General features: G+C 63.7%; 11 protein-coding genes. 6 read left to right on the plus strand and 5 right to left on the minus strand.

Annotated elements, in window-relative coordinates; all coding sequences use genetic code 11:
• Window positions 1-13: 13 nt before the first annotated feature.
• From ACZ0AJ_RS04970 to ACZ0AJ_RS04985, 4 genes are all read left to right on the plus strand, one after another.
• Window positions 14-1,672: a diguanylate cyclase domain-containing protein gene (locus ACZ0AJ_RS04970; protein WP_499452976.1), complete on the plus strand. Its 1,659-nt coding sequence runs from the start codon at window positions 14-16 to the stop codon at window positions 1,670-1,672.
• A 55-nt stretch (window positions 1,673-1,727) separates the two neighbouring features.
• Window positions 1,728-2,459, plus strand: coding sequence for a helix-turn-helix domain-containing protein (locus tag ACZ0AJ_RS04975; RefSeq protein ID WP_499452977.1), 732 nt, complete (start codon window positions 1,728-1,730; stop codon window positions 2,457-2,459).
• A gap of 136 nt (window positions 2,460-2,595) precedes the next feature.
• Window positions 2,596-3,567 carry a porin gene (locus tag ACZ0AJ_RS04980; RefSeq protein ID WP_499454077.1) on the plus strand — a complete coding sequence of 324 codons (972 nt, stop codon included), beginning with the start codon at window positions 2,596-2,598 and terminating at the stop codon, window positions 3,565-3,567.
• A 99-nt stretch (window positions 3,568-3,666) separates the two neighbouring features.
• Complete coding sequence (locus ACZ0AJ_RS04985; protein WP_183550623.1) at window positions 3,667-4,101, plus strand: hypothetical protein; 435 nt, start codon at window positions 3,667-3,669, stop codon at window positions 4,099-4,101.
• On the opposite strand, the gene ACZ0AJ_RS04990 is transcribed toward ACZ0AJ_RS04985, so the two are convergent.
• The 3 genes from ACZ0AJ_RS04990 to ACZ0AJ_RS05000 all read right to left on the minus strand — a co-directional run bounded on the left by ACZ0AJ_RS04990 (window position 4,063) and on the right by ACZ0AJ_RS05000 (window position 6,618).
• A complete protein-coding gene (locus ACZ0AJ_RS04990; RefSeq protein ID WP_499452979.1) occupies window positions 4,063-5,085 on the minus strand; it encodes an SDR family oxidoreductase in 1,023 nt (340 codons plus the stop codon). The two genes, ACZ0AJ_RS04985 and ACZ0AJ_RS04990, sit on opposite strands and share 39 nt — an antisense overlap.
• Before the next feature lie 209 nt (window positions 5,086-5,294).
• Window positions 5,295-6,296, minus strand: coding sequence for a sulfate ABC transporter substrate-binding protein (locus ACZ0AJ_RS04995; protein ID WP_499452980.1), 1,002 nt, complete (start codon window positions 6,294-6,296; stop codon window positions 5,295-5,297).
• A gap of 109 nt (window positions 6,297-6,405) precedes the next feature.
• Window positions 6,406-6,618, minus strand: a complete 213-nt coding sequence (locus tag ACZ0AJ_RS05000; protein ID WP_183550633.1) for a hypothetical protein — start codon at window positions 6,616-6,618, stop codon at window positions 6,406-6,408.
• A 140-nt stretch (window positions 6,619-6,758) separates the two neighbouring features.
• Between ACZ0AJ_RS05000 and ACZ0AJ_RS05005 the strand changes: the two genes are divergently transcribed.
• Both ACZ0AJ_RS05005 and ACZ0AJ_RS05010 read left to right on the plus strand, forming a co-directional pair.
• Window positions 6,759-7,508, plus strand: a complete 750-nt coding sequence (locus ACZ0AJ_RS05005) for a phosphatase PAP2 family protein (protein ID WP_499452981.1) — start codon at window positions 6,759-6,761, stop codon at window positions 7,506-7,508.
• An 11-nt stretch (window positions 7,509-7,519) separates the two neighbouring features.
• Entirely contained in the window at window positions 7,520-8,356 is an 837-nt protein-coding gene (locus ACZ0AJ_RS05010; protein WP_183550639.1) for a metallophosphoesterase family protein, read from the plus strand.
• Window positions 8,357-8,373: 17 nt separating this feature from the next.
• On the opposite strand, the gene cls is transcribed toward ACZ0AJ_RS05010, so the two are convergent.
• The gene (gene cls, locus ACZ0AJ_RS05015; protein WP_183550642.1) at window positions 8,374-9,762 is read right to left on the minus strand and encodes a cardiolipin synthase; all 1,389 of its coding nucleotides are present in this window, start codon (window positions 9,760-9,762) and stop codon (window positions 8,374-8,376) included.
• Window positions 9,759-11,960, minus strand: coding sequence for a site-specific recombinase (locus ACZ0AJ_RS05020; protein ID WP_499452982.1), 2,202 nt, complete (start codon window positions 11,958-11,960; stop codon window positions 9,759-9,761). Before ACZ0AJ_RS05020 ends, cls begins: the two co-directional genes overlap by 4 nt.
• Window positions 11,961-12,040: the final 80 nt, after the last annotated feature.

The following is a 12,040-nucleotide window of genomic DNA, read 5'->3' on the forward strand; positions in this document are numbered from 1 at the left end:
ACTGTCCACCCTGATGACCCTGGCCGTGTGCGCCACGGTGGCACTGACGGTCGCTCTGCTGCTGGCGGTGGTCAACCATTTTGCGGTGCGCCAGGCCAATGCTGAAGCGCAGCTTCGGCTGCAACAGTTGTCATGGCAGATGCGCGATTCGCTCAACCGCGTGGTCGAGCAGGCCACGGGCGACGCCCGCCTGCTGGCCGCCTTGCCGCAAGTGCGCAACGCGCGCAGCCCGGCGTCCGCGCGCGTTGCGCTGGAAAGCCTGCAGCAAACCTTCCCCGATTACGCCTGGATCGGCCTGGCCGACATCGATGGCAAGGTCACTGCCTCGACCAAAGGCCAGCTCGAAGGCGCCGACGTCAGCGCCCGGCCCTGGTTCAAGTCGGGCCAGGTCGGCGTGCGCGCCACCGATTACCATCCTGCCGTCATGCTTGAAAAGCTCATGCCCCACGGTACCGATCCGTGGCGATTTGTCGATGTCTCCACGCCCGTGTTCAGCCACGACGGCGAGATGTTTGCCGTGCTCGGCCTGCACCTGAGCTGGGACTGGGCACGGCGCCAGGCGCGCAAGCTCCTGACGCCGGCGCTGCGCGAGTACGGCGCCGAGATCCTGGTCGTGCGCAATGACGGGACCGTCATGCTTGGCCCGCAAGAACTGGTCGAGAAAAAGATTTCAACGGAAAGCCTGCGCCGCGCCAGGCTCGGCGACACGGGCGCGCTGCGTGAAGCGTGGCCCGATGGGCGTACCTATCTCACCGGCTATAGCCAGACGGGCCAGATCGGCAACGAGGCGTCGCTGAACTGGGCGGTGCTGGTGCGCCAGGACGAAGACAAGGCGTTACAGAGTGCCAAGCTGCTGCAGCACCGGATGCTGATGTGGAGCGGCTTGCTGGGCGTGGTGCTCGCCGTCGTCGCGGCCTTGCTGGCGCAGCGCCTGGCGCGTCCGATGACGCGCTTGGGCGAAGCGATCGAGCGGGTGACGGAAGCCACTGCCAGCGGTCACGAGTTGCCGACGATTCCGCATATCCAGGGCTTCTACGAAGCCAATATGCTGTCGCGCACGATGCGCAACCTGGTCGAGAGCGAAGAACAATACCGGCGCGCCCTGCAGCAGATGAATGAACACCTGGAATCGAAGGTGGCGCAGCGTACGGCGGAACTGCAGGCGCTGCTGCTGCGCGACGTGCTCACGGGCTTGCCGAACCGGCGGGCGCTGCTCGAAACGTTGCCCGAAGCGATGGGCCGCGCCAGCCGGGGTGGGCGTCCGGCGGCGCTGCTGTTCATCGACATGGATGGCTTCAAGGCGGTCAATGACAACCACGGCCACGAAGAAGGCGACGAGCTGCTGCGCCAGTTTGGCGCGCGCCTTGCCGAGTCGATCCGCATGACCGATATGGTCGCGCGCCTGGCGGGTGACGAATTTGTCGTCGTGCTGGAAATGCTGACCTCGCGCACCGATGCCGAGGAAACTGCCTGGAAGCTGCTCGACCGCCTGCGCGAGCCATATGCGCTCAGCACCACCGACGTCACCGTGGGCGCCAGCATTGGCGTCGCGGTGTTTGCGCCGGGCGATAAGCCCGATCTCGATGCTTGGCTGGCGCGCGCCGACCATGCCATGTACGCCGCCAAGCGCGGCGGCAAGAATGCGGTGGCGCTGGCTGCCGTACCGATTTGAGGCGCAGGCTGGCCTTCACGCCCCAAGTTGTCCTTTGCGATTGCCAGTAGCCTCCATGAACCAGATCAGTCAGATCATTGCCACCATCAAGCGTCAGCTGAAACTGCAGGGGCTGACCTACCGTGACGTTGCCGTCGCGCTCGACTTGTCCGAGCCGAGCGTCAAGCGCCTGTTCGCCAGCGAGCAATTTACCCTCGACCGGATCGTCGAAATCTGCAGCCTGCTCGGCTTCACGCTGGCCGAGATCACGCAGGAAGCCCAGGCCGGCCAGCGCCGCCTGCGCACGCTCAGCGCCGGGCAGGAAGCCGAGCTGGTGTCGGATCCGAAGCTGCTGCTCGTCGCCGTATGCGCGCTGAATCACTGGCGCATGCTCGACATCCTCGGCGCCTATGCCCTGACCGAAGCGCAATGCGTGCAGCACCTGCTCCATCTCGACCGCCTGCAACTGATCTCGCTCTTGCCCGGCAACCGCATCCGCGTGAACGTGGCGCGCGATTTCGACTGGTTGCCTGACGGGCCGATCCGGGCGTACTTCCGCGAGCAGGGCTTGCCCGAATTCGTGGCCGGTGCGTTCGGCGGGGTGGGCGAGTCGCTCGATTTTGCGCATGGGATGCTGACCGAGAGCGCGCGCGCCAAGCTGCAGCAGGAGCTGCGCCAGTTGCGCAGCCGCTTTGCGCAATTGCACGACGAAAGCCTGGCCGCGCCGCTGGCGCAGCGGCGTGGTACCGGCTTGCTGCTTGCACTGCGCGAATGGGAGCCAGCAGGCTTTGCGGCGCTGCGCCGGTAGCGTATGATCGGTTGCACGTACTGCACAGTGCCGGATTGGAAGCAGGCGCTTCTGTAAAGTAATGTGAAGTAATAGACAGATGGATTCGCGGCATTTCGCGGATAGTAGGTGTCAGGGAGAGTGTGACGCCATGAAAATGTCTTTCATCGCTATGGCCGTGCTGGGTTCAAGTACGGTATGTGCTTCGGCGCAGGAATCGGTGGCCACCGCAAGGGACGCCGGCAATGTTGCGATCCCTGAAACCGTGTGCGCGCATGATTGTCTGGTCCAGCTCCAGTTGGGCGCGCGCGCCGATGGCGTGAATGCGCCCGCGGGCAATGCCGTCTTCACCCGTGAGTCTGCCGCCGAGCCCGAGCCAACCCCCGCGCACATCGGTGCCGGCACGCTGACCGTGGGCCGGCAATTCAATATCGACTACACAACGCTCAATGACGTGGGCGATCCGTTTCACGGCGGCCTGGCCGCCCAGGCTGCGCCACGCGGCGCACGCGCCGACGACAGCGTCGCTTACGAAGGCAAGCTTGCTGGCGTGTCGACCGGCGCCAAGTGGGGCAAGGGCGATGTCGACGGTTCGCCCTCGGGCCGCGCTTGGGGCATGTCGGTCGGCGTCAATCTCGGGCCACTGACCATTCGCGCGGCCCACCAGAACCGCAACGTGGCCAAGGTCACGCGCTACGACCAGATCGACATCACGATGGCGGCCAAGAATTCCATCGTTGCCGCCAATATGCGCTTCGACTGGGGCACGGCGTACGCCGCCTACAGTGCCAGCCGCGGCTGGGGCAACTCGCCGCTGTTCAATCCCGATAATCCCTACAGCGCCGGCGTGGCCGCCACGCGTTCCACCAACAGCCGCGACGTGCTGGCCGGTGTGGCGGTGCCCATGAGCCACTCGACCACGCTGCTGGCCTCCTACATCCGGCGCAACGACCGCGACCTGTCCAACCGCGATGCGCGCCAGGTCGCCGTTGGCGCCAGCTACGCCGTCTCGCGCCGCATGGATTTCTATGCCGCCTATTCGCGCATCCAGCATCTGGCCGGCGTGCACGCGGGCGTCAAGCCGGGCAGTGGCTCGTCGCTCAACGTCGGGATGCGGCGCGCATTCTGATCGCGCCGTGCCCGTTCGTGCGCCGGTCCTGCGTTGCGACAGGAATCGGCGAAATTCAGTAATGTGTCTCCATGGTTCATTAACTATTGAGGAGACCTTATGACTGGTACCAGCACACTTGATCCGGATAACTTCCCTGAAGCACCAGACCGCAGCCTGGGCAAGGGCCATGGCGTCGACGCACTCGGCCCGAGCGACTTGTCGGACACCGGCAGCGATGTCGTGGGCGGTCCTGGCTTTGCCAGCAATATCGATCCTGAGCAGACGCTCGACTTCGACGGCGGCACCACGTCCGACCTCGAAGCCGGTCATGCAGGTGAAACGGCCGGGCCTGATGTCGGCGACGCCGATTTCTCGGGCGACAGCGACCGCAGCGGTACGGGCGAACGCGCCGCAGCCGGGCGCGACGCCGTTGTCAGGGATGGCGCCGATATCGACACCGACCGCATTGAATCCATCCCCGATCTGCCACTGACCGAGGATGACACCGACTTCTTAACGAGTCTTCCGCCGGGTCAGGACGTAAGCCGCTAACAAGGCGCCGCTGCCCAGCAGGGCGGCGTTGATGTACTTCGAGCGCAGCGCTGCCGCCGTGTATTCGCTGTGCTCGATGACGTGATGTGGCGAGCCCTGGCGCTCACGCAATTCACGTGTGTAGTCGGGCTTGTGCAGGGCGTCGCGCCGGCTTGGGTCGGTGTCGACGTCCAGCTTCTGGTTCACAAACATTGTCGCCTGCAGGAATTTATCGAACACGCGTGGCAGCAAGCGCGCTCCCGTCGAATTCATCTTGGCCGCACCGCCGACGAACACGTCGCGTTTCGGATGCTGGGCCGCATACAAGATTGCATCAGCAACGATTTCTGGCGCATAGACCGGCGCCGGCAGCTTCGGTTCCTTGTCCATATAGTTTTTTGCGTGCACCGCAAACATGGTGTCGATCCCGGTTGGCTTGATCAGCGTGACCGACATCGGTGCGCCTTCTTTGTCCAGTTCGATGCGCAGCGAATCCGTAAAGCCCTTCACGGCGTGCTTGGACGCCGCGTACATGCCTTGCAGCGGGATGGCGTGGTCCGACAGCTCGCTGCCCAGGTTGATCAGCGCGCCGCCGCCGCGCAGCTTCATGCGCTTGACCGCTTCCATCGAGCCATTGACCACGCCCCAGAAGTTGGTCTGGAACAGGCGGTGGTGGTCTTCGGGCGCCACATCTTCCATCCGGCCGAAGATCGAGATGCCCGCGTTATTGATCCAGGTGTCGATACGGCCGAAGCGCTCGATCGCGGCGTCGCCAATGCGCGCCACATCGTCGATATTGCCCACGTCCGCCGTGACAGTGACGACCTCGGCGCCGATCGTGGTCAGTTCTTCAGCCAGGTGGGCGAGGGCGTCGTCGGCGCGTGCCGCCAGCACCAATTTGGCGCCGCGTTCGGCGGCCATGCGGGCGGTGGTCAGGCCGATGCCGCTGGTGGCGCCCGTGATGACGATGACTTGCTCATTGATTTTCTTCAGTTTGACTGACATGGATGATCCTTTTTTCTTTGATTTGGTCGAGGAGGGAGTTATTGAAATGATCACTTCGTGTTGCATAGTGATATTTCAAGAGAAAACGTGGCGCGCGGGTGACGTGACGGGGCAGGTAGTCGCCGGATAACGAAAAACGCCGTTCCCACACGATGCGGGAACGGCGTTTTACGAGAACTGCGCGGGCGCAGGCGCGGACAGGCGACAGGTTATTTCTTGGAATAAATCTGATCGAACACACCGCCATCGGCAAAGTGGGTTTTCTGCGCCGCGGTCCAGCCGCCGAAATCGCTGATCTGGAACAGCTTGATCTGCGGGAACTGCGACGCGTATTTCTTGGCGAATTTCTCGACCGAAGGGCGGTAGTAGTTCTTGGCGATGATGTCCTGGCCCTGGTCGCCGTACAAAAATTCGAGGTAAGCCTGCGCCACTGGCCGCGTACCGCGCTTGTCGACGGTCTTGTCGACCACGGCCACCGGTGGCTCGGCCAGGATGCTGACCGACGGTGCGACGATCTCGAACTTGTCCGGGCCGAGTTCACGCAGTGCCAGCAGCGCCTCGTTTTCCCAGGCCAGCAGCACGTCGCCGATGCCACGCTCGACGAAGGTCGTGGTGGCGCCGCGGGCGCCGGAATCGAGTACCGGCACGTTCTTGTACAGGCGCGCCAGGTAATCACGCGCTTTGGCGTCGGTGCCGCCTGGCTGGCGCAGCGCGTAGCCGTAGGCCGCCAGGTGGTTCCAGCGTGCGCCGCCGGACGTCTTCGGATTCGGCGTGATCACCGAAACGCCCGGCTTGACGAGGTCGCCCCAGTCGCGGATCTGTTTTGGATTGCCCTTGCGCACCAGGAATACGATGGTCGACGTGTACGGCGCGCTGCGGTATTTGAGTTTTTGTTCCCAGCCCGGATTGATCAGGCCCTTGTCGCGGATGGCGTCGATGTCATACCCCAGCGCGAGGGTGACGACATCGGCCTGCAGGCCGTCGATCACCGAGCGTGCCTGCTTGCCCGAGCCGCCGTGCGATTGCTTGATCGTGACGTTGTCGCCGGTCTTTGCTTTCCAGTGCTTGGCAAATGCCGCATCGAACTCGTGGTACAGCTCGCGCGTCGGATCATACGATACGTTGAGCAGGCTGATGTCGGCGGCAAATGCAGGCGCGTGCGCCAGAAGGGTCAGGGCTGCCAGCGAGCTGATGAAGGTTTTGCGAAGCATCGAGTGTCTTTCTTCAGGTTAGAGACGGTAGAGTACGGTCTCGGCCTGTAGAAAGAAAACGAATAAATTCAAGCAACCTTATACGATTTCTGCGCCGGCACAGGTGGGCTCAGTTTGCCTTGGACAGGATGACCAGCCAGCGGCGGAACAGCAGGATCTCGACGTGGCCGGCTTCGACGCCCGTATCGCACTCGATGACTGGATTCACGGCGTAGAAACGCTTGCGGAAGTCGCGGGTCACCAAAATTTCGCGACGGCCAATGCGGACCATGAAAGGGGTCGGGGCGTGTTCCATACCAAAAGAGCTATTGAGCGTGGTCATGTTCGTTTCCTCGTATCGAGTGGTTATGCAGTGAGGTAAGAATACCATAACTACTGTATGAATCAACAGTTACTGTTCGGGCATACAGTAGTTTTTGCTGTGTGTGGTATTTTCGCCAAGTCAGTCATAATCGCGTCATCATGACCAAAACACTGCCTCGTCTCCAACGCTTTGCCGCCAACCGCTTTTCCGCCGAGGGCGAATACGGGCTGCACCTGACCATTGGCGTGGCGCTGCTGCTCGCTGCGATGGCGGTGTTCGCCCAGCTTGCCGGCGCCGTCGTGGCCGGCGCGCCGATTACCCAGTTCGATGCCGAGATCGCCTACTGGCTGCACCTGCACGCGCGCCAGGGCGGCCTCTTGCGTGACGTGCTCCTGCTCATCACCCACATTCACAGCACGCCGGGCATCCTCATCATGGCGTTCTGCGCCGCGCTGTGGCTGTATCGCAGCGGTCACCGTTACTGGACGATGGCGGTCATCGCCAGCGTGCCGGGCGGCATGCTGCTCAACGTCGCGCTCAAACACACATTCGAGCGTGCCCGGCCGCACTTCGACGAGCCGATCGTCACCTTGACCACCTACAGTTTCCCCAGCGGGCACACGATGGCCGCCACCGTGCTGTATGGCGTGCTGGCCTGCTACTTCGCGCGGCGCGCCCATACATGGCCGGGCAGGGTGCTGCCGTTCGTGCTGGCGGCCCTGATGATTGGCGCCGTGGCGTTTTCGCGCATGTATCTCGGCGCGCACTATCTCACCGACATCCTCGCCGCACTGACGGAGGGCTGCGGCTGGCTCGCAATCTGCATCGGCGGCACCGCTACCCTCAATCGCCGCCGCAGGGCCCGTGAACAGCGCCAGTCCGGCGCGACCTCACCCCAAGACATGTAAGGAATTTTTCGATGCGCACTCTCGTTCACTTGTCCGACCTGCACTTTGGCCGCGTCGACCAGGCCCTGCTCGGTCCGTTGCGCGAGCTGGTGCACAGCATCGCGGCCGACGTCGTCGTCATCTCGGGCGACCTGACCCAGCGTGCCAAGGTGGAAGAATTCGAAGAGGCGCGCGCGTTTCTCGATTCGCTGCCCGGGCCGCAGATCGTCGTGCCGGGCAACCACGATATTTCGTTGTACAACGTACTGCGCCGGTTTGCCCGGCCGCTGTCGCGCTATCGCCGCTACATCACCGACGATCTCGAGCCGGTCTTCATCGATGACGAGATCGCCGTCGTGGGCGTCAACACGGCCCGTTCACTGACCATCAAGGACGGGCGCGTCAGCCACGAGCAGATCGCCGCACTGCGCGAGCGCCTGAGCGGCCTGAGCCCCGACGTCACGCGCATCGTGGTCACGCACCACCCGTTCGACTTGCCCGATCATTTCGAAAAGCGCGACCTGGTCGTGCGCGCGCCGCTGGCGATGGAAGTGTTTGCCGAAACCGGCGTCGATATCCTGATGGCCGGGCACATGCACGCCAGCCACGCCGGCAGCACGGCGGCGCGCTACCAGATCGATGCCTATGCGGCGCTGGTGATCCAGGCCGGCACGGCGACCTCGACGCGTGGGCGCGGGGAAGTCAATTCGTTCAATGTGGTACGGGTCGATGCGCAGCGGGTCGAGATCGACCGCTATGGCTGGGATGCGGTGGGCGGCAAGTTTGAGCTGGTCAATACCGAAAAGTTCATGCAGGCCGGCAGCGTCTGGTCGCCGCACACCGACGGCATGCTGGCAGCGGGGCTCTGAGGCCCCGCCAGGCGCGCTCAGATCCAGTATTCGGTCAGGCGCGCCATCGCTTCGCGCAGGCGGTCGGACCATGGCCGCCGCTTCCACGCGTCGAGCTTGATTTCCTTCGAATGCACGACGTCTTCCTTGAACGCCGCTTCCATCTCGCGCCCGAAGGCCGGGTCCAGCACGACCACATTGACTTCATAGTTGTGAATGAAACTGCGGCGGTCGATATTGGCCGAGCCGATGGAGGACCACATGCCATCGATCACTGTAGTCTTGGCATGCAGGACCGCCACCTGCAACTGGTGGATGCGCACGCCGCCCGCGAGCAGCTCTTCGTAGAACGATTCGCCCGCATGCCGGATGAAGCCGTGATCGGACACGCCCGGCAGCACGAGCTGCACGTCCACGCCGCGTTTGGCAGCAGCGATCAGGCCGTCGACGATCTGGCGGTCCGGCACGAAGTAGGCGGCCGTCAGGTAGATCGATTTCTTCGATTCGCCGATGGCGACGACGAGTGACTTGTAGATGGACGAATCGTGGTCCGGGGATGTGGCCAGCACGCGCACCACCTTGTCGCCCGCAGGCGCCAGTTGCGGGAAATAATCGATCTGCGGCAATTCACCGGCGTCCTGGTGCACCCAGTTGTCGATGAAGGCCCACTGCAGCGCGCCGACGGCCGGCCCCTGGATCTTGATGTGCGTGTCGCGCCAGCCGACCTTGTCCTGGCTCACGTCGTCCGGGCGCTTTTTGGACCGGAACAGCGAGCTGTTGGCATAGGTGCTGCTGATGTTGATGCCGCCGGTGAATGCCACGAGGCCATCGACGATCATGATCTTGCGGTGATCGCGGTTGTTCAGCGCCCATTTGCCGGGCCGCTTGGTGGGGTCGACCGGATTGAAGACCAGCACGTTCACGCCCGCCTGGCGCAGCCGGTCGAAGAATTCCTTCGGTGTGGCCAGCGTGCCGACCCCGTCGACCATGATATTGACCACGACGCCTTCGCTGCGTTTCTGCATCAGGATCTCGGCAAACTGCCCGCCAATCTCGTCGTGGTCGAAGATATAGGTTTCCAGGTTGATCGATTTTTTGGCCCCGCGCGCCGCTTCCATCATCGCGCGCATCGTCGCCGGGCCGTCGAACAGCAGCGTGACGGCATTGCCGGCGATCATCGGCACGCCGGTAGCCTGTTCTTCCAGCACCGCCAGCCCCTTGAGATCGGTCGACGCGCGCGCCCAGCGCCGCTTGAGCAGCGCCGCCGCCTGTTTCTGCTTGAGTTCGCCATGCTGCGTCGTGACCGTCGGCGTCGACTGACCAGGCGCCCCGGTCATCGTGCTGGCATCGGGCAGTGACTTGCAGGCCGTCACCGCGCAGGCGAGAGCGGCGATGGCACACCAGGCGGCGAAGCGCTGTTTGATCATTTTGATCCTCGTACGGGTTCTGCATCGGGGGGCGCCAGTTGGCGGTGCTTGGGGCCGAGGAAGAACTCCACCGGCGAATACGCAAAGCGGCGGCCCAGTGCCTGCACCAGCAGGATGCCGCGCTTGAAGCGGATCTTGCGTGCGCGCAGGGCAACCCACAGCGCCAGGCCGAAGCTGACCAACAGGTTGACCGTGCCGATCAGCAGCACGCCAGCGGTCGCGTTGAGAATCTGCGGCAATGTCATCTGGTAGTCAAGCGCCACCAGTGCGGTCGCGAAATTGGCGGCCGAGAACGTGATGTGGCGAATGTCGATCGGCAGGCCCAGCAGGAAGCCCACTGTGCCCGTGGTGCCCAGCAGAATGCCGAAGAAGAAGTTACCCATCAGGCCGCCCAGATTGTTCTCGACATACGCGCCCAGGCGCGCCAGCCGTGCGGGACCGAGCAGCGTGCGCAGGCCGCGCAATTGCTGGACGCGCTGGCCCATGCGGGTGTACAGGGCCTTGTTGTCGTAGTAGCCCGACACCAGGCCGGCCACGAACAGCCAGACACCGGCCACCGCCGCATAGAACAGCGCAGGGCTGTTGACGGGATCGATCTCGTTGAGCAGGTGCAGCGCCTTGATCGGGTCGACCAGATGCTCGCCCCGGTACCAGCGCACGCCTTCGGCGATGGCCCAGGCCACCGGGAACGCGACCAGCACGTTGCCGAGCACCGCCACCATCTGGGTGCGGAACACTTTGTTGACGAGCTCAGCAAGCCGGTCGACGTCGAGGCCACGCCCGGTCGCCGAACGATGCAATGAAGCTGCGATGCGCTGGGCCGTCATGGCCGGCTGCTTGGTCGCCACGGTAAAGTGCAGCATGTGGATCAGCACGAAGCCGAACGAGTAATTCATGCTGAACAAGAAGGCCTGGACCAGCGGCGGCGAGTGCAGATAGCCCAGCAGAATCTTGAGCAGCGCCATGAAGCCGACGATGAAGCCGGCGCCGGACGACGACCACAGCATCTTGCGCAAGCCCTTGCGGTCTTCGGCGATGTAGTGCTCGCCGGTGCGGCTGGCGTTTTCGGTGACGTTGCGCGCCAGTAGGTCGACGTTGTCGCGTACCAGGTTCGTCACTTGGTACTTGGTGTTGTGCGCTTCGATGAGTTCTTCGGCCAGCTCGATGACGGCGCGCTCGCGTGCAGTCAGTACGAGCGGCGGCTGGTCAGTCGCGACGGCGATATTGCCTTGCGGTGTCAGCGTGACGGCCGATGCCCCCGCGCCGGCCAGCTGCGGGGTCCCGGCTGCCATGGCGCTCAGCACGCCCTGGGTTGCAGCCTCTGTGTCAGCCGCCGTGTCGGCGTTTGTGGCAACCTCGGGCACGTCCACCAGAAACAGCAGCTTTTGCAGGCGGTCGATACTTTGCTGCAGCGCGACCAGCAGGTAGGTCAGGGCGATGCTGGTGCCGCTGCTCAGCGCCAGGCGCCGGATCTTGAGCACCACGTCTTCGCACTGGTCGAGCATCACGAGCAGGTGGCGCGCGTCGTCCGGACGCGGGATGTCGCCGTTCAGGTAGCGCGCGTATTCATCGAGATACCGGTTGACCTCGATGTTCTGCATCAGGAACGGCGAATCGAAGTTCTCGATCTGACTGTAGCTGTGCACCAGGCGCGGCTCCAGGCCCAGCGCGCAGACGCGGCACGACAATGTGCGGATCGCATCGAGCAGGCCCTTGAGCGTGACCACGCGCGCGCGGCCAGGGTTCGCATCGGCCGGGACCGGCGCGCCTTCGATCACATGGAACAGCGCCATCCAGTCGGTGTCGGGCACCGCGCGGATCCACTCGAAATCATCCTGGCGATACAGCACCTGGTCGAGTGCATCGGACAGGTACAGGTCCTCCAGTGCCGGCGGCAGGAAACGGTACGTGATGCGGCTTTTCAGCTCGGTGACGAAACCATCGTTCGACAGGATGCCGATGTCACTGTACAGGCTGGTGTGGCGGCGTTTTTCGAGCAGCGTGGTGATGTAGCGGCGCAGCGCCCAGGCCTGGTCGGGATTGCCCTTGAGAAGCTGGGTCAGCGTACGGACCGCCTGCGCCGGGTCATCGGCCGTTTGCCACACCCAGCGCTGGCGCGGGCGTAAATGGCAGACGAGCTCGACCAGTAAGTCGATCTTGTCGCTGTGGGGATCAATCCGTTCAAGTGTTGCAAGCATGAAAAAAAATCTGTACAGAAAAGCGCCAGTGTACGCGAGGACTCGGGGCAATATGGTGTGGCAACGAACAGTAACCTCGT

The sequence above is a fragment of the Telluria sp. AC161 genome (genome assembly GCF_979258535.1).

Bases quoted from the DNA above. Each gene is read 5' to 3' on its own strand.
- ACZ0AJ_RS05010 (WP_183550639.1), top strand. From the start codon at position 7,520: ATGCGCACTCTCGTTCACTTGTCCGACCTGCACTTTGGCCGCGTCGAC.
- ACZ0AJ_RS04970 (WP_499452976.1), top strand. From the start codon at position 14: ATGACCCTGGCCGTGTGCGCCACGGTGGCACTGACGGTCGCTCTGCTG.
- ACZ0AJ_RS04995 (WP_499452980.1), bottom strand. From the start codon at position 6,296: ATGCTTCGCAAAACCTTCATCAGCTCGCTGGCAGCCCTGACCCTTCTG.
- ACZ0AJ_RS04980 (WP_499454077.1), top strand. From the start codon at position 2,596: ATGTCTTTCATCGCTATGGCCGTGCTGGGTTCAAGTACGGTATGTGCT.
- ACZ0AJ_RS05005 (WP_499452981.1), top strand. From the start codon at position 6,759: ATGACCAAAACACTGCCTCGTCTCCAACGCTTTGCCGCCAACCGCTTT.
- ACZ0AJ_RS04975 (WP_499452977.1), top strand. From the start codon at position 1,728: ATGAACCAGATCAGTCAGATCATTGCCACCATCAAGCGTCAGCTGAAA.
- ACZ0AJ_RS05020 (WP_499452982.1), bottom strand. From the start codon at position 11,960: ATGCTTGCAACACTTGAACGGATTGATCCCCACAGCGACAAGATCGAC.
- ACZ0AJ_RS05000 (WP_183550633.1), bottom strand. From the start codon at position 6,618: ATGACCACGCTCAATAGCTCTTTTGGTATGGAACACGCCCCGACCCCT.
- ACZ0AJ_RS04985 (WP_183550623.1), top strand. From the start codon at position 3,667: ATGACTGGTACCAGCACACTTGATCCGGATAACTTCCCTGAAGCACCA.
- ACZ0AJ_RS04990 (WP_499452979.1), bottom strand. From the start codon at position 5,085: ATGTCAGTCAAACTGAAGAAAATCAATGAGCAAGTCATCGTCATCACG.
- cls (WP_183550642.1), bottom strand. From the start codon at position 9,762: ATGATCAAACAGCGCTTCGCCGCCTGGTGTGCCATCGCCGCTCTCGCC.